This window comes from Bacillus andreraoultii (assembly GCF_001244735.1).
GTDB lineage: Bacteria > Bacillota > Bacilli > Bacillales > Caldibacillaceae > Caldifermentibacillus > Caldifermentibacillus andreraoultii.
Window position 1 is genome coordinate 345812 of record NZ_LN868937.1, and the last position, 17458, is coordinate 363269.

Annotated in this window: 11 protein-coding genes and 2 pseudogenes; 9 read left to right on the forward strand and 4 right to left on the reverse strand. The window is 36.8% G+C overall.

Features of this window, described 5'->3' with window-relative positions; translation table 11 throughout:
• Nucleotides 1–48 precede the first annotated feature (48 nt).
• The gene (locus tag BN2144_RS07015; protein WP_033827546.1) at nucleotides 49–3651 is read left to right on the forward strand and encodes a CDP-glycerol glycerophosphotransferase family protein; all 3603 of its coding nucleotides are present in this window, start codon (nucleotides 49–51) and stop codon (nucleotides 3649–3651) included.
• On the opposite strand, the gene BN2144_RS19860 is transcribed toward BN2144_RS07015, so the two are convergent.
• Complete coding sequence (locus tag BN2144_RS19860; protein ID WP_154665496.1) at nucleotides 3648–3788, reverse strand: hypothetical protein; 141 nt, start codon at nucleotides 3786–3788, stop codon at nucleotides 3648–3650. The genes BN2144_RS07015 and BN2144_RS19860 overlap by 4 nt on opposite strands.
• Before the next feature lie 178 nt (nucleotides 3789–3966).
• On the opposite strand from BN2144_RS19860, the gene tagD reads away from it, so the two are divergent.
• The 7 genes and pseudogenes from tagD to BN2144_RS07045 all read left to right on the forward strand — a co-directional run bounded on the left by tagD (nucleotide 3967) and on the right by BN2144_RS07045 (nucleotide 12532).
• Complete coding sequence (gene tagD / locus BN2144_RS07020; RefSeq protein ID WP_033827547.1) at nucleotides 3967–4365, forward strand: glycerol-3-phosphate cytidylyltransferase; 399 nt, start codon at nucleotides 3967–3969, stop codon at nucleotides 4363–4365.
• Nucleotides 4358–5557 (forward strand): CDP-glycerol glycerophosphotransferase family protein, encoded by a 1200-nt coding sequence (locus tag BN2144_RS20925; RefSeq protein WP_033827548.1) that lies wholly within the window; start codon nucleotides 4358–4360, stop codon nucleotides 5555–5557. The genes tagD and BN2144_RS20925 overlap by 8 nt, the downstream gene beginning before the upstream one ends.
• A gap of 6 nt (nucleotides 5558–5563) precedes the next feature.
• Nucleotides 5564–6742 (forward strand): annotated as a pseudogene (locus tag BN2144_RS20930) (CDP-glycerol--glycerophosphate glycerophosphotransferase); the annotation flags it as partial.
• Between the two features lie 196 nt (nucleotides 6743–6938).
• Nucleotides 6939–8588 (forward strand): bifunctional metallophosphatase/5'-nucleotidase, encoded by a 1650-nt coding sequence (locus BN2144_RS07035; protein WP_050632237.1) that lies wholly within the window; start codon nucleotides 6939–6941, stop codon nucleotides 8586–8588.
• Between the two features lie 1530 nt (nucleotides 8589–10118).
• Nucleotides 10119–11120 (forward strand): annotated as a pseudogene (locus tag BN2144_RS20935) (cache domain-containing protein); the annotation flags it as partial.
• A complete protein-coding gene (locus BN2144_RS20940; protein WP_407638061.1) occupies nucleotides 11112–12062 on the forward strand; it encodes a methyl-accepting chemotaxis protein in 951 nt (316 codons plus the stop codon). The pseudogene BN2144_RS20935 and the gene BN2144_RS20940, both read left to right, overlap by 9 nt.
• A gap of 119 nt (nucleotides 12063–12181) precedes the next feature.
• A complete protein-coding gene (locus tag BN2144_RS07045; protein ID WP_139017862.1) occupies nucleotides 12182–12532 on the forward strand; it encodes a hypothetical protein in 351 nt (116 codons plus the stop codon).
• A gap of 497 nt (nucleotides 12533–13029) precedes the next feature.
• Here the strand turns inward: BN2144_RS07045 and BN2144_RS07050 are convergent, their stop codons facing one another.
• From BN2144_RS07050 to BN2144_RS07060, 3 genes are all read right to left on the reverse strand, one after another.
• The gene (locus BN2144_RS07050) at nucleotides 13030–14253 is read right to left on the reverse strand and encodes an ISL3 family transposase (RefSeq protein ID WP_082195149.1); all 1224 of its coding nucleotides are present in this window, start codon (nucleotides 14251–14253) and stop codon (nucleotides 13030–13032) included.
• Nucleotides 14254–14472: 219 nt separating this feature from the next.
• Nucleotides 14473–15435: an LCP family protein gene (locus BN2144_RS07055; protein ID WP_033827551.1), complete on the reverse strand. Its 963-nt coding sequence runs from the start codon at nucleotides 15433–15435 to the stop codon at nucleotides 14473–14475.
• A gap of 95 nt (nucleotides 15436–15530) precedes the next feature.
• The gene (locus tag BN2144_RS07060) at nucleotides 15531–16331 is read right to left on the reverse strand and encodes an SGNH/GDSL hydrolase family protein (RefSeq protein WP_033827552.1); all 801 of its coding nucleotides are present in this window, start codon (nucleotides 16329–16331) and stop codon (nucleotides 15531–15533) included.
• A 410-nt stretch (nucleotides 16332–16741) separates the two neighbouring features.
• On the opposite strand from BN2144_RS07060, the gene BN2144_RS07065 reads away from it, so the two are divergent.
• Nucleotides 16742–17458 carry a YveK family protein gene (locus BN2144_RS07065; RefSeq protein ID WP_033827553.1) on the forward strand — a complete coding sequence of 239 codons (717 nt, stop codon included), beginning with the start codon at nucleotides 16742–16744 and terminating at the stop codon, nucleotides 17456–17458.

The window sequence follows — 17458 nt, forward strand, 5'->3', positions numbered from 1 at the left end:
ATAGACGAAAATTCTAAAATTCGGTTCTGAAAAGGAGTAGCATAAGGCGTGAACAAAAAGGTACTAAAACGAAGAATTAACTTTATAAAAGATCCCATTCAGAATTACTTTGTTAAGGAAAATCATAAACGCGTTAATGTTTACGCTAAGTATTATGATCAATTGGATATTGAAAAGAACACAATTTTATATGAAAGTCGTGACGGAAATAGTATTACTGACAGTCCGTACGCAATCTTTAAGTATTTATTAAACAATCCGCAATTTAAAGAGTACGTTCATATTTGGTCGGTACAAGATTTTGATGCATTAGATCCAGTAATATCAAAATATAAAAGTATCCCGAATGTTAAATTTGTAAAGAGAAATTCTAAGGATTATATAAAATACTTAGCTTCCTGTGAATATGTAATCAATAATTCAACATTTCAATCTTTTTACATTCATAAAGAGGGGCAAAAGTACATAAATACTTGGCACGGAACTCCATTAAAACATATGGGCTTTGACATTCCAGGTAGCCCAGCACTATCGCAAAATGTATTAAGGAATTTTTTATCAGCAGACTATATATTAAGTCCGAATCCTCATACAACAAAGGTTTTTACCGAAAGTTATAAATTAGATGGACTTTATGAAGGGAAAATTATCGAGGCAGGATATCCAAGGATTGACCTAACGTTAAACACGAATCGAGAAGCATTTATTAATGAATTGTATTCGGCAGGATTAGAAATTGACCGACAAAAGAAAAATATTTTATATGCTCCTACGTGGAAAGGAACTAATGTATCTCAAGCAAATAACGATGTATTACAAATTATTGCCGATATGAAGGCGTTAGAAGAAAAGGTTGGTAAAGATTATAATATACTTGTAAAAGTTCATCCGTTTCTCTATAAGCAAGCCCTTCAATACCCTGAACTAGAAAAGAAACTTGTGCCTGACTATATAGATCCAAATGAATTACAAGCGGTTGTTGATATTTTAATAACTGACTACTCAAGTATCTTCTTTGATTTCCTTGTTACAGGTCGACCGATATTATTTTATACTTGGGATGCTGATGTATATAGTGAGGAAAGAGGCCAGTATATTTCTAATGAAGATTTGCCAGGTCCAATTCTTTACACTTGTAAAGAATTGATAGAAGCAATTCAAAACATTGATGCAGTTGAAAAGGATTACCAAAAGAATTATGTTAATATGCAAAAACAATTTACAAAATATGAAGATGGTAAGGTTACTGAACGAATTGTTAATGCGATCTTTAATGAACAATTTAATGATGTTCAAGTTGTTACATGTTTGAATCCAGAAAAAGAGAAAATCCTCATTTACCCTGGGGGATTAAGAGATAATGGTATTACATCATCTTATATAAATTTAATGAACAATATTGATTTTAACCGTTTCGATGTCACTTGTTTTACACAAGCACCTAAATCAGAAGAAATTTTAAAAAATATGAATCGAGTAAATAAAAATGTCCGTTTCCTATTTAAACCAGGATTACCGGCCTTTTCACTTTGGGAAATTTATAAAGATAAATTTGTTCATAATCGTGGAGAAAGAGGATATTTAGGAAAAAAATTATATCCAGAAAAAGCTTATGAACGGGAACAAAAACGTTTATTTGGGAATACCCACTTTGATTATGCAATTGATTTTAGTGGTTACAGTTTATACTGGGCAAAATACCTGCTTGCGACAGATGCTAAAAGTAAAATTTGCTTTATGCATAATGATCTACTTTCAGACAGTGAAAGGAAAATTAATGGGAAGCGACCACATAGAATTAACTTAAGAGGTTTGTTCTCGGTCTATCATCGCTTTGACAAACTTGTTAGTGTTTCAAAAGGCACAATGGAATTAAACCGGAAAAATCTTATAGAATATGCGGATTACGATAAGTTTGACTATGTTTTAAATACGATAAATCCTGAAAAAATCCTTCAAATTCATACCGAAGATGAGATAGAAAATGAAAGTGAATTGAATAATATTGAAACTGAAAATCTGAAATCAAATGCAATATTGGTAAATGTAAAAGAATTTCCTGTTTGGAATACACTCCCAGGCTTTTTAAATGCAAGGAAATTTACATTAGATGATACGTTTGAAAATGCTCATATTTCAGTAATAAGAATGGCAACCGTTAATGATCAGCTTTTGTTTAAATTCACCTACAATCATCAAGTAATTGGCTGGATTGATAGTCGCGCGGTAGAATTAACGTATGACGAAATTATCTCTGAAACCGAAGTAGACAAATTAGGTATGGTGTCGAATGTACGAGGTCACCAAATTTGGATGAAGCCTTACAAGATGGAAGATAATATCAAGGTTTCCGGGGCACATGAATATAAAGGGATTATTGTATCTATCGATAAGGAAATCGAGACAATTCATGGAATATACTGCAGAATTAATATAAAAGGAAAGAGAATTGGATGGATAGATAATCGTGCAATAAAGATCTTCAATAGGTGTACCATTTTAGAGGATATGAGGTCATTTACAAAATTTAAGATTAATATGCTCCGTAAATGGCTGATTTCAAGAAATTACGGAGATTACCGTGGCTTTATAAACAATCTAGAGAATCGAACACTTGAGGAATCTACCTTTGACGAAAAAACTTTTGCAAAGATTGCCAACCCAGGAACGGAAAAGATTTGGACTAAGGCTTATCCAAATTACAATACGAAAGAAAAGGCAGCGGCTGTTGATTATCAAAATGAAATTGCAGAGATTAAAAAGATACACAAAACGAAGGCAGGAACCTACTATAATTTTAGTATTGCAGGTAAAATAAGTGGGTGGTTAAAAGAAGAGGTATTTGAAATTATCGATGAACCAATTTTAATAAATGAGAAGAAATTATTAGAAGAGGCAAAATTTATTACGAATGGGCCACATGATGTATGGGATAATTACTTTGGTTCTGGAGAGGCAAAGCAATTACATTTAAATGGTGATACTGTTGTGACTGTTACGAAAGAGGCCGTATCTACTACAGGGAATTATCTATTTATTGAGTTGGATGGAAAAGAACTTGGTTGGGTTCGGAAGGGTGATTTAGAAATTACAGACATTCTTGGTCTTCAAGTAGAAGGACAATTTATTTCGTATCCAAATAAGAATGATTTAAACTTTGTCAATATGGGACGGCTATCCCCAGAAAAGGCACAAGGTAATTTGATAGAAGCCTTTGCAAAATTCCATCATGATGTTCCAAATAGTAAGCTATATATTTTAGGGAAAGGTCCTCTAAAAGACGATTTGCAGTCTTTAATCAACAAACTTGGATTAAATGATTCGGTCTTTCTGATGGGGCAACTTGACAATCCGTTTCCATTTATTAAAAGATGTGACTGTTTTGTACTTTCTTCCCATTATGAAGGTCAGCCGATGGTACTACTGGAATCCATGACACTTGGAATGAAAATTGTCGCCACAGATATTGTTGCCAACCGAACTGTGTTAGAGAATGGTAGGTATGGATATTTAGTCGAGGATAGTGTTGAAGGTTTAGTAGAGGGATTAGAATATATCGCAAATCATCCTAATTATCAACCAGAATCATTTGATTATAAAACATACAATGAAGAAGCAATGCAAACATTTTTAAAAGCATTAAATGGCTAAAAATTTAGTAATGTCGCAAATTTACCCATTATTGGGAGCAAGTTTGCGACATTTTTTGTATAAACGGCAATGAATGTTGTTAACTTAAGAATACCAACTGGTGTAGTCGTTGTGACTCCTAATAATAAATTTACCAAATTACAATATTGTATACAGCTTTTTCAAGTTTCAAATAAATACCTAGCCTAACAAATAAAACCATTCAAAAATTGTAGGATTGTGTTATAATTTATACGGATTGAGTAATTAATAGAAGATACAAAAAAGCAAAAGATAAAATAGAGATGAACCAACATATAAGCGAGGGTGGAACAAATGAAAAAGGTACTTACTTACGGTACGTTTGATTTACTACATCATGGCCATATCAATTTATTGCGTCGGGCGAAGGAATTGGGCGATTATTTAGTTGTTGGCATATCCAGTGACGAATTTAATCGAATTAAAGGAAAAAAGTCTTATTATAGCTATGAAGAACGGAAATTGATTTTGGAAGCAATTCGCTATGTTGATGAAGTGATTCCTGAACATACGTGGGAACAAAAAGTGGAAGATGTGCAAAAACACAATATTGATGTGTTTGTTATGGGGGATGACTGGAAAGGTAAATTTGATTTCCTTAGTGAATATTGTGACGTCGTCTATTTACCTCGAACAGTTGGCATTTCTACAACACAGATTAAAAAGGAATTGAAGGCAGCGAATAATGGTTAGGGAATTGCTAATTTCCATTTACTTGATATTTTATCGAGTTTTATTTACGATTTTTCGATTGTTTCCTATAAAGGATAAAATTGTGTTCGTTGCCAGTTTTACGGATAACAATTTGTATATTTATCGAGAATTAGAGAGAAAACAATTTCCAGGGGAAGTTGTTTTTCTTTGTAAAAAAAGTTGTTTGGCGAGTATCGAGAAGTCCGTTTCGGTGCCAGTGTATGCAATTGAGACGGGTAAGCTGTTGGACGAAATAAAGGCTGCTTATCATTTAATGACGGCGAAAACAGTGATTGTTGATAATTATTATGGCTTTTTAGCGGTGGCTAATTTTCGACGAGATGTGGAATGTATTCAAATATGGCATGCTGTTGGGGCAGTAAAAAATTTTGGTTATTTAGATCCAATGGCAGCTACACGCTCAAAACGAGCACAACAGCGATTTTCAGCTGTCTATCGTCGCTTTCATAAAATAGTCGTAGGTTCAGATATATTTGCAGAAATATTTATGAAGGCTTTTGGAGCGAATGAAGATCAGTTTTTACGTTTTGGGTATCCGCGGACAGATTTCTTTTTTCAAACGGACTTACATGAGGATAGAAAGGCAAAGTTTTTTAAAAAGTATCCGATGTACAAAAATAAAAAGATTATTTTATATGCCCCAACATTTCGACCGAATATGGAAGATAATCAATTGGTGCTTGATATCGAGGAAATGTACAAACAATTAAAAGACGAGTATGTTCTCTTTATTCGGATGCATCCAAGTGTTGAATTACCTGAGTTAGAAAACTTACAGGATAAGGATTTTGTCGTAAACTTTTCAAAAGGTCCATCGATTAACGATTTATTACTTGTTTCCGACTATTTAATTACAGATTACTCATCAATCCCATTCGAATACGTGATATTAAATAAACCAATAATTTTTTATCCGTATGACCTGGAAGAATACGAGAAAAACCCAGGACTTTGGGATATTTATGAAAACATTGTTCCTGGACCAATTGCTTATAAAACAAAAGAAGTTATTTCTATCATTCTGCTAAATGATTTTCCTTTTGACGCTTATCGTAGTTTCAAAGTAGAATGGAACGAGTATAATAATGGTAGGTCTTCGCAAAACATGGTGAATTACTTATTTGAACGCCATCTTATAGAGGGTACGTTCATCAAAGGTAAAGGATTTTGATATATGATAAAAAATATAATAACAAAAATACTTATCAAAGGATATAAGATACTATTTAAAGTCGTTGGACTATTTCCAGCCCGTCCAAAGTCAATTATGTTTGAAAGTTTTTTAGGAAAGCAATATAGCGATAATCCGAGAGCAATTTATGAATATGTAAAGGAAAACTATCCCGATTACAAATTGTATTGGAGTGTGGACCCGCGATTTATGACGAACTTCACCGGTAAGGATCTTAATATTGTTCCTCGGTTTTCGGTGAAGTGGTTATTTGTAATGGCTTCCGCAAAATATTGGGTTGTCAATAGTCGTCTTCCGTTATGGATTCCGAAACCGAAACATACCATTTATTTACAGACATGGCACGGAACACCATTAAAGCGTTTGGCTGTGGACATGGATGAAGTGTACATGCCAGGGACTAAAACAGACAAATATAAACAGAATTTCTTAAGGGAAGCTTCGAATTGGGATTACTTAATCTCGCCGAATGCTTATTCCTCGGAAATTTTCCGTCGTGCATTTGCGTTTGACCGGGAGATGATTGAGTCGGGTTATCCGCGGAATGATTATTTATATAGTCATAATAATGAAGGTGAAATTCGTAGACTCAAGGAAAAATACGGCATCCCACTTGATAAAAAAGTGATTTTATACGCACCGACATGGCGGGATGATCAATATTACGCCAAGGGTAAGTATAAGTTTGACCTAGAACTTGATTTGAACCGGATGCGTGATGTTTTCGGTGATAAGTATGTCGTGCTTTTGCGTCTGCACTATTTAGTTGCATCTCAAATTGATGTCTCGGCATATGATGGTTTTGCTTTTGATTTTTCTCACCATGCCGATATTCGTGAGTTGTATTTGGTAGCGGATATTTTATTAACGGATTATTCATCTGTTTTCTTTGACTATGCGAATTTGAAGCGGCCGATGATTTTCTTCGTGTACGATATAGATGATTATCGAGATCGGTTGCGTGGATTTTATTTTGATTTTGAAGCGAAGGCTCCTGGCCCATTGGTTAAGACGACAGATGAAGTGATTGAAGAGATTAAGAAATTGGAGGCTAATGGTTACGAATTGCCAGCTGAGTTCGATCATTTTTACGAAATCTTCTGTGCGTGGGAGGACGGACAAGCCTCAAAGCGAGTTGTTGAAAAGCTACTTGGTGTTAAATAGTGTCTTATCTAAGGTTGGATCTTTGCATTCGTGTAAGGTTCAGCCTTTTTTCTTTGGTTTGTTCTAGTTCGGTGCTGATTTTCTATTTTTGATACTAGGCAGCTATGGAGTTTTGTAAACTTCTCTTTAGTTCACATGTTTATTTTCAATGCTTTTACAAAAACTATGGTGTACATAGATGTTTAGGAGGGACACCATGGGAAAAGGTATACGTGTGAGAATCGCGGTGGTGTTGGCTGTACTCTTTTTTGGAGTGAGTTTGCCCACATTATTTGCGGAGGAGCAAGATACATATGCACTATCAATTATTCATACAAACGATACACACGCTCATCTGGATACGATTGCTAATCGAGTAACAGCGGTGAAGTGGTTGCGGGAGATTCGGCCAGATGCGCTCTTACTCGATGCGGGCGATGTATTTCAAGGGACATTATATTTTCATGCTTTTAAAGGACAGGCCGACGTCAAATTTATGAATATCATGAAATATGATGCGATGACATTTGGGAATCATGAATTTGATCTTGGTGCGACAAAAGAAGGTCATGATGCGTTAGTGAACTTTGTTAAGGCGGCAAAGTTTCCGTTCGTTAGTGCGAATGTAGATTTTTCTAAAGACCCGAAATTCCACCGGTTGTTTTATGATCGAATCGTGACGAATCCAAAAAAGGGGAAAATTTATAGAGGAATAGTGAAGAAAAAGAATGGTGAGCGGATTGGGATTTTTGGCCTAACGACGGAAAAAACTGTGAACATGTCGAGCCCAGCACCGATTGAGTTTGAAAATTACTTAGAAGAGGCGGAAAAAGCTGTACAGGACTTTGAAGAAATGGGTGTGAATAAAATTATCGTATTATCGCATCTTGGCTATGATGATGGCGATGTGAATGATGTGACTTTGGCGAAAAGGGTACAGGGTATTGATGTAATCGTAGGTGGTCATACGCATACGACATTGAAAAAACCAGTAGTGATTAGAAAAGATGCGGCTGGTAAGGAAAAGGAGCCGACAGTCATCGTTCAAACAGGGTCACGGAATACAAATATTGGGCTGCTTGATGTCGAGTTTAATCGTGAAGGTGTTGTTAAAAATGTAGATGGTGGTCTGTTTCCGGTAGCTGATTTTCCAAGTGACCGTAAAGCGAGCAAATTGTTGAAGAAGTATAAGGAAAAAGTAGACGATGTTGCGGATGACGATATCGGTTTAAAGTTGAAGAAACCGTTAGCGAATCCGCGACTTGGCGATGGTGACCGTACGAGTGTAAGAAGTAATGAAACGATACTTGGAAATTTAATTACAGACGGCATGTTGCAGGCGGCGAAAAAAGAAGATAGGGAAGTAAGTTTGGCGTTGCTGAACGGGGGAGGAATTCGTTCGGAAATTGATGCTGGTCCAGTTACGACAGGAGATGTGATTAAAGTACTTCCGTTTAGCGATACATTAGTCATTACGGAACTGGCGGGTGCGGATTTGAAGAAGATTTTTGAAATGAGTGTTCGAAATGTCCCGCGGGAAAATAGTGGATTTTTGCATATCGCAGGAGGAAAAATAGAGTTTGATTCATCTAAGCAGGCAGGGGAACGAGTTAAGAATGTGTATGTGAAGAAGGGTCGCGGTTTTGTTGAAGTCGAGGATGATGCTGTGTATAAGATTGTGACGAATTCGTATTTAGCTCGCGGTGGAGAAGGTTATGAACCGTTTGCCGAGAGTTATAAGGCTGGGAAGATGGTGGATCTTGGGATTACCGATTGGGAAAATTTCCGCGAGTATTTGTCACAGTTGGAAAACGTGCCGAATAAGGTGGACGGCCGAGTCGTGGACGTTCGAAAAAAGAAGAAGTAGTGTGAGGTTCATGGAATAGCTTTGGTGAGGTATGTGAAAGGCAGAATTCGTTTGTTGATATGGTCTATGAGCCGAGTAGTAGAAGTTTAGGAAAAGGTGATTTATAGAACGCGTCTATGAGCCCGAAAAAGAGGGAATCCCGTGAAAAGTGGTTCATAGAAGGCGTCTATGAGCCCGAAAAAGCAGAAACCCCGTAAAAAGCGGTTCATAGAATTGGTCTATGAGCCCGAAAAAGAGGGAATCCCGTAAAAAGTGGTTCATAGAAATGGTCTATGAGCCCGAAAAAGCAGAAACCCCGTAAAAAGCGGTTCATAGAAATGGTCTATGAGCCCGAAAAAGCAGAAACCCCGTAAAAAGCGGTTCATAGAAATGGTCTATGAGCCCGAAAAAGAGGGAATCCCGTGAAAAGTGGTTCATAGAAATGGTCTATGAGCCCGAAAAAGCGGAAATCCCATGAAAAGTGGTTCATAGAACGCGTCTATGAGCCCGAAAAAGCAGAAACCCCGTAAAAAGCGGTTCATAGAATTGGTCTATGAGCCCGAAAAAGCAGAAACCCCGTAAAAAGCGGTTCATAGAATTGGTCTATGAGCCCGAAAAAGCAGAAACCCCGTAAAAAGCGGTTCATAGAACGCGTCTATGAGCCCGAAAAAGCGGAAATCCCATGAAAAGTGGTTCATAGAACGCGTCTATGAGCCCGAAAAAGCAGAAACCCCGTAAAAAGTGGACCATAGAACGCATCTATAAGCCGAATTTAACGGAAATCCTGCAAATAGTAGACTATAGAACCTGCCTATAAGCCGAAAATAGCCAAAACCTACACGCCAAAACTCACCGACAATCTCATAAATAGGCAGTATAGTTACCTCAAGCAAGATTTCACATAAAAAAGGTCGTCGCCACAATAGACGGCCCTTTTCGAATATACTCGCTAAAATTCCCTAAACCCCACTCCTGCTAAAATCTGCACTTCACAATGGGTAATTTTCCTCATAAATAAAATATAAATAACCGATATAATGTTATACGTAAGAGTTTTACTAAAGGAGATATACTCAAGTTTCTCCAAACTCTTACTTGAAAAGGGAATTTGCCCAAATTCTCACTAAACCAATCCTAAAAAGATACGCAAGGGTTTTACATGGCTAATAGGAAGGGGCTGTTCGAAAAAGTGATATCCAAAAAAATCTGATAATCAAGAATGTTTCTATGTCAAGATTTTGAAACAAGAAAAGGGTATCTAGAAATCAAAAATACGACTTTCTGGACAGACAACCCCTTCCTATACGTATAAGTGCACAAAGAAGGCTCTAGCAGCATGACATCAAGACCGAAAAACTCTCTTTTCGGCGAACTCTAGTCTCTCGCTTCGCCAAGGCTTGTGCGTCCCTGAGTTTTCTTTAAAAGGGAATCAATAGAAGGGAAGTATATTCAATGAAGAACAAGCGATTTTTTTCCATCCGCTTTAAGTGGGCAATTTTTATAAACATCGGTATTTTAATTTCGCTTCTCGTTACGGTTTTATGGATGACAATGACAACAAGTAAAATTATCAAGTCTGATGATTCGAATTTAAATGAAGCAACCGCCCAACAAGTAGGAAGACAAGTAGATACGGAATTTCAAAGTTTCGAGAGGTCGGCTGAACAGTTGGCTGGGATTGTTGAAGGGCTAGTAATGGAAAAAGATGCAATAAAAGCAATCGAAAATGATATGAAACTTGTTCAGGAGAAAAATGACCAGATTTTAGCGGCGTATTATATGGACTTCCAGACGGGTAAGCTACATATATCCCCTGCAACTGATATCGATATGGATGTTCGTGAATCGGAATCGTATAAAACGCTAGCACAAAAGACGGAAACACAATGGATGGATGTGTACCAAGATAAAATTTCAGGTCATATGATGACGTCTGTTTTATCACCGGTTGTTGTTAACGGAAGAATGGTCGGTGCGGTTGGGTATGACATTGATCTATCAACCATCGACAAGTTAAGAGAGGCGATTGAAAAAGATTCGACTCAGCACATTATTGTGTTAGATGCACAAGGTGTGATTGTTTCTTCCTTTATGAAAGATGTGGATGGAAAAAATATGCGACCAGCAAATAGTGGAAAAGTAGACGGTGTCGAGGACGTAGATGGAACGGAAAAGTTTAAAGAAACCTATTCATGGGTGGATGAGGTGTTTGACGGCGTAAAGGCACAATCGATACATTTAGCTGGTGAAGACTATCAGGTGAATGCTGTGAAAATATCCGATATTAATTGGCGGATTCTCTCACTCCAACCTAATCGTGTCGTGGAAGGGAAATTAGCGAAAATCCGAAGTTCCGGTTTTCAATCGACACTGATTGGGCTTGTGCTTGGCTTATTTGTCGCATTTTTTATTGCTCAATCGATAACAAAGATTATCAAAAGATTCCAATCCGTCATTACAAAAACTGCAACGGGTGACCTTGTTACAAAATTCAATGTGAAGTCAAACGATGAAATTGGTCAACTTGCCGATTCGTTTAATCAAATGTTAGAAAGTTTGCGGGACACACTTTCAAAAGTGAATGACAGCTCGGAACAAGTGGCAGCTTCATCACAAGAGTTATCCGCGAGTGCCGAAGAGAATACAGCTGCAGCAACTCAAGTGGCTAACTTAATAGCAGATGTGAACGATAAAATTGAATACCAAGGGAAAAATACAGAAGAAAGTGAACACGCAATTGAAGAAATTACAAAAGAGATTGTAAGTATTGCGGAAAGTGTATCCACTGTGGCAGACTCTTCCGTTGAAGTAAAAGAACAAGCGCATCTTGGTCATGACTTTGTAGAAAAGCTTAGTAGCCAAATGAATACAATTAAACAAGCGAACAACCAAACGAATGAAGTCATTCAACATTTAGAAAATCGATCAGGTGAAATTGGTGAAATCATCCAAGTCATCACCGACATCGCGGACCAAACAAATCTTCTTTCACTCAATGCAGCGATTGAAGCGGCAAGGGCGGGTGAACATGGGAAAGGATTTGCGGTTGTTGCTGATGAGGTGCGGAAGTTAGCCGAAAGTTCACGTCAATCGGCAAAACAAATTTCGGAAATTATTGGATCCATTCAAGGTGATACGAAACGCGTTGCCGATATGATGAATCATGGCAACAAAGAGGTTAATCAAGGGATGCATGTTGCAACAGAAGCGAGTCGAACATTTAATGGAATTATTGCTGCCATTGAAAAAGTGAACGTGGAAATTGAGGACTTATCGGCTACATCTGAACAACTATCCGCCAGTGTACAACAAGTGAATGCAGGAATTAAAGAAGTTTCAAATCTAGCTCAAGCTTCTTCCTCAAGTGCAGAGGAAATTGCGGCTGCTACTGAAGAACAACTTGCTTCAATAGAGGAAATAACTGCTTCTGCAACAGAATTATCAACGATGGCAGAACGGCTTAAAGATGCGATAAATAAGTTTAAAATTCGATAAAATGTACGCTCCTCAAAATCTTTTGGGGAGTGTTTATTAGTTAAATATGGTAAGATTATAAATTGGTATTCATATTTCATGTGAAGGTAATTACATAAAGATTAAGGAGTTAAGAAGCATTGAAGAGGAACAACGAGTCAAGAAAAAGACTAATAAGAGATCAATTACTAATGGCAAAATCAACTGTACAAAAAGACGGGATAGACGAAGCCATTGACCGAATTGTTGATTATCTTTATGAAAAAACAGATATTACATTTATTGGTTTTATCCAGGCAAAAATGGTTTACGATTACATTAAGGTTTATGAGGATTGTGTTCTACAAGCGGTAAATGATATGAAAATTTTATTGCGTATTCTTAAACATAGTGGAAGCAATCCGCCAGAAGTGGACTTATCTGTGAATAACTACGAATTTTGGTTGAGTGTACAGGAACATATGGAAGCTGGTAAAGATATGCAGAATTAATTTTTTGGGGACTTTTTCCTATATGAATGGAATCGCTTAACAACAAAATGTTTTGAAAAAGAAAGACAACGATAAAAAAGCACCCTGGTAATAACGAAACTTTCAGTAGATAAGGAAAAACCGATAATAAATACGACCTTTTATAAAATATTCACCTCAAGGGCAACGGATTTTTTCCATAAAATACTCCACGAATCCGCATAAAATATACAATTCCCAAAAGTAATAAAGAATATTCGGGCGTCCGAGCCTTGGCGGGAGCGAAAACAAAGAGTTCGCCGAAATGCTTTATTCGGCTTTGATGTAATGCTGCTAGAGCCTTTTTTTATGTGCTTAAGCGTATAGGAAAGTAGAAACAAAATATTTATCCTTTCCTGGTAGCTAAAGAAAACGGTTCTTTGTCAAATGTTGGGGTTAAGCTACCGCGCTTTCGCTTGGTGACCTTTTATTGTAGGTATGAAATAAAATTCATACCTACAATAAAAGGGGGATTATTTCTAGCCTAGATGGACCCCTATTCCTTTATACTTGTGTGATAACAATATTCTAGCTCTTGCTCGTTTGAAGTTTCTGAAACCATACGCATTCCGTTTTATTACCTTTGTGTGGTTATTTATTCCTTCCAGAAATCCATTAGAATAGCTATACATAAAACTATTTAAAATTTCTTTTTCCCAGTTTTTAAACGTCCGTATGCTGCGTAGAAATTCCTGCACTCCAGTATCTCTAACTAACTGATAAAACGTGTTTAAGCCTTCTTTGGTTTTACGCATACCTTCTGAACCATTTTCTTTCGCTTGTTTGAACCATTCACAATAAGCCTCTTTTAATTGATACGCCATATCTAGTTCCTTCGACATACCACGGTATCGATCTAGGTACCATCTCTCGTTTTCGGTTAGTTTCGCACTATCTTTGTAAAATACATATCTCATTTTTTTACACTTTTTCCGGTCATAATCATTCCAATCTGACTGAATCCGCCTTCTTACTTTATCAAGTGCCCAATAGATATAGCGACAAAAATGAAAATGGTCGGCTATAATTAGTGGATGATCTAAGGCCTTTCGTACAGCCGATTTAAAGGAATGGCTCATGTCCATAATGACTATTTCTACATTGGCCCCATACTTTCGTAAGTATTGTGATATTGTTTTTCCTTTTCTATTCGGTAATATATCCAAAGGCTCTCTTGTATCTCCGTTTGCGATGATTAACTGATACTTTCCTTCTTTGGTATCCCCTTTATACTCATCTATAGCGATTACTCTCGGGAGTTCCTTAACTTCCCCTACTTCATTTTCGGCAAATGCATCAAATCGTCTTATAACCGTTGAAATCGAAGTACCATATTGTTGAGCTAGTTCCTTAAATGTTTTGGCTTGAACACTTCTCACGTTTACAGCCTGATTCCACTCTTTGGTAAACCGTTTATAACGCTCCACAAAATTGTTTTTCTCAGGAAACCTCTTCTCGCAAGCATCACAACGATATCGTCTCTTGTTATAAAAGATATAGCAGAGGCGTTCAAACCACTTTAAATGCTTGATTTTCTGCATTCGATAATCATGAATTTGTCGTGTTTTGGCACCACATCTAGGACAAGTATGTGTGCGTGCTTCCATTTCAACAAACAACGCTAATCTGTCATCCATTTGTTCCACTTTTAGTATTTTTACGTCTTCTAATCCTGGCATAATTATGTTATTATTCATTTGCACACGACTCCCTTTCTTTAACTTGTTTCTGTCAATTCAAGTATAAAAGGAAATTAGGAGTCGTGTGTCTCTTTTTTTTGAATCTTTTATTAACCCCAACATTTATTATAGAGCCAAAAAAACCGCCCTTATCCCGGGGCGGCTCATTCTTTAAAACGAGAACATTTGATTTTTAAAAAGACCTTTACATGAGTTTTCCTTGACGATTATCCAGTCTATCAGCTACAACTCCAAATGTTTTCGTAGGACTTCTTTCGTTTCTGCCAACGATTCTTCATCTAACTTATAGTAGTATGCACCAGTACTCCAGTCATCGCTACCTTTTAGATTCAACGATTCAATCTGTGGCTCGCTATTCAATCCATAGCTCAAAAAGCTTCTCATTTCACCAAAGGTAATATTCGTTTTCATATTTTCGCCAACGACTTGCAACATATCGTCATATTTCAAGACCGATTTCAGTGATGCAGCCTTCTCAACAATCGCTTTAATAATTTCTTGTTGTCGTTTCCCACGTTCGATGTCGTTGTCTTTTTTCCTTGTTCTGGCAAGGGCTAATGCTTCTTCACCATCGAGAACTTGTTTTCCTGGCATTAAGTGAATCGCACCTGCTTTATCTTTTGAGTTTTGTTCTTTAAATTCGTACGGGACGTCAACAGTAATTCCGCCAAGCGCATCGACAACCCCCATAAACGCTTCAAAGTTTACTTTCACATAATAATCAACAGGCACTTCCAACAAGTCTTCTACTGTTTCAATCGCGCCAGTTGTACCACCAAATGCGTAGGCATGATTAATTCGTGTCTTGTATCCAACTTTTTTAATATACACGTATGAGTCACGCGGGATACTAAGCAACTTCACACTATTTGTTTTCTTATTCAATGTCGCTAACATTAATGTGTCTGACCGGTAACTTCCCATTCCGGAACGTTTATCACTTTCATCGACACCGATAATTAAGACCGACACATTATCTTTCGTGGGATCTACTCGTTCTTCACGCAAATCCGACTTCTTCCAGTCATCTTCATATGATTTGGAAAAAATGCTGCCGGTTAAAAAGTAAAGATAAGCTGCATAGCCAACGACAGCGACAATCACAAGTAACACGGCATTTCGAATCAACCGAAATGGCCCGCGTCTTTTCTTCCGTTTTTTACTTCGATCTTTTCTCGTTTCCATAGATAAGATGAACTCCTTTGTTTTATACGTAACCTTCGCGGGATGACTTAGTTTTTATAATACATAACCGTTTTGCTTACACCTCTATTAGTGAACTAATCTTCCGCGACAAAATAATTCATAATCGCTTCTGCCCATAATGCATGTCCATCACCATTCGGCATGCCTTCCTTGTCCAAATACTTCAACAGTTCTTGTGTTTGATAATCTGGCCATTTGTCCCAATGGTCAAAAAAGGGAAGATCATTTTCCTCAGCATAACCTTTTAAGTCCTCTTCTACTTGTCTCGGGTAATTAACCGCACCAAAGATTGGGTTTGGTGGTTGAATAATAATCGTAATATTTGAGTTCGCTTCCTTAAGAGCTTCTATGGCTGTTGTTAAATTTTTTAAGGAATTGTCAATCCCAATTGTTCCGTTATCCTTTAAAGTAAAAGGTTCGAACATGACAATATCGAATTTCTCCTCGGCAACTTCATCAGCCATGCCTTTCACAATAAATTCATTTGAAGAACCATCGATTTGATAAGTAGAAATCGTAACTAAGTCATCATACGCCTCAGCAAGTTCTTCAGAAACGAGATCACTCCAGCCGCCAATACCTTTTCCAAGTGAAAGTGATCCGACAAATGCGATACGTACTTGTTTATTTTCATCATAAGCGCGAAGAAAAGCAGTTTGAGCAGATTTTGGTAAATTCTTTACTTTCGCTTGTAACTCGGTCCGATTCGCGTCGGCAACCGTTCCTGATTGTTCGCCTCTTTCTGTTTCTTGTGCCTCTACCTTTACTTTGCCTTGGATGACTTCATTTTGCTGGTTATTCCAATATATCCCACCAACAATGGTAATGGCAATAAAAGCAATAAAGGATAGAACAACTAAAATCCGTTGTAACATAACTGACCTCCATAAATCTATATTTTACAGAATTTAATAGATAGAAAGAATTAATTCTATATTAGCAAAAAAATCAACAAATTGTTTGATTTACGCGAAAAACTCATTATAATGTTAATTAATGCCGAAATTTGTCTCGCTCATTCACTATTTTACAAAAAAATGAGTATTCTAGATATACTTTTTGGAAAAACAATAGAAAAATTGTCGGAAAAGGTATATGATAGTGAAGGAACTTTCCAATAATATGGAAGGAAGTCTAATAGAACCAGGTAATTTTTCATATATTTTACAATGAATATCAATATAAATCTATGCTATAATCGATTACGGTAATAAGTGATTTACGAATAATAAACTTATATATTTGAATAATCGTATGGAAACTGTAAATTTTTTAGGAGGCTCACATGGAAGAGACGATTAGTTTAAAAGAACTTTTTGAAACATTACGAAAGCGACTTAGCCTAATTCTCGTATTAACGTTCACGGCTGCGTTAGTTAGTGCGATCGTTAGCTTTTTTCTAATTACGCCAGTTTACCAAGTGTCAACGCAAATTCTTGTCAACCGTTCGACAGTAGGGGAAAACTTCAATACAAACGAAGTACAAACGAACATTCAATTAATTAACACATATAGCGGTATTATTACAAGTCCGCGGATTTTAGACATTGTTTCAGATGAAATGGACGGTAAATATACAACAGCCGACTTGAAAGATAAGGTGACGGTTCAAAGTCAAGACAACTCACAAATATTAACGGTTGTCGTTGAAGACCCAGACCCGAAAGAAGCTGTAGCGATTGCGAATAAAGTGGGAAATGTCTTCCAAAAAGAAGTAAAAAAAATTATGAATGTGGATAACGTTAATATTCTTACACCAGCAGAAGTGACGGATACGATTTCTCCTGTGAAACCAAAACCGTTATTAAATATTGCAATTGCGCTTGTTGTAGGGTTAATGGCAGGTGTTGGACTTGCTTTCTTACTTGAATACCTCGACAACACATTGAAAACTGAACAAGACGTTGAGAAATACTTAGACTTACCTGTATTAGGTGTAATTACAACATTTAATGGAAAAAGTGTAGCAGGAAATAAAAACCAACGAGCAAAAGGGGTTTAA

Excerpts from the sequence above, each read along its gene's own strand:
- BN2144_RS07060 (WP_033827552.1), bottom strand. The coding sequence starts at position 16,331 with ATGTTACAACGGATTTTAGTTGTTCTATCCTTTATTGCTTTTATTGCC.
- BN2144_RS07035 (WP_050632237.1), top strand. The coding sequence starts at position 6,939 with ATGGGAAAAGGTATACGTGTGAGAATCGCGGTGGTGTTGGCTGTACTC.
- BN2144_RS07055 (WP_033827551.1), bottom strand. The coding sequence starts at position 15,435 with ATGGAAACGAGAAAAGATCGAAGTAAAAAACGGAAGAAAAGACGCGGG.
- BN2144_RS20925 (WP_033827548.1), top strand. The coding sequence starts at position 4,358 with ATGGTTAGGGAATTGCTAATTTCCATTTACTTGATATTTTATCGAGTT.
- BN2144_RS20940 (WP_407638061.1), top strand. The coding sequence starts at position 11,112 with ATGTTAGAAAGTTTGCGGGACACACTTTCAAAAGTGAATGACAGCTCG.
- BN2144_RS07065 (WP_033827553.1), top strand. The coding sequence starts at position 16,742 with ATGGAAGAGACGATTAGTTTAAAAGAACTTTTTGAAACATTACGAAAG.
- tagD (WP_033827547.1), top strand. The coding sequence starts at position 3,967 with ATGAAAAAGGTACTTACTTACGGTACGTTTGATTTACTACATCATGGC.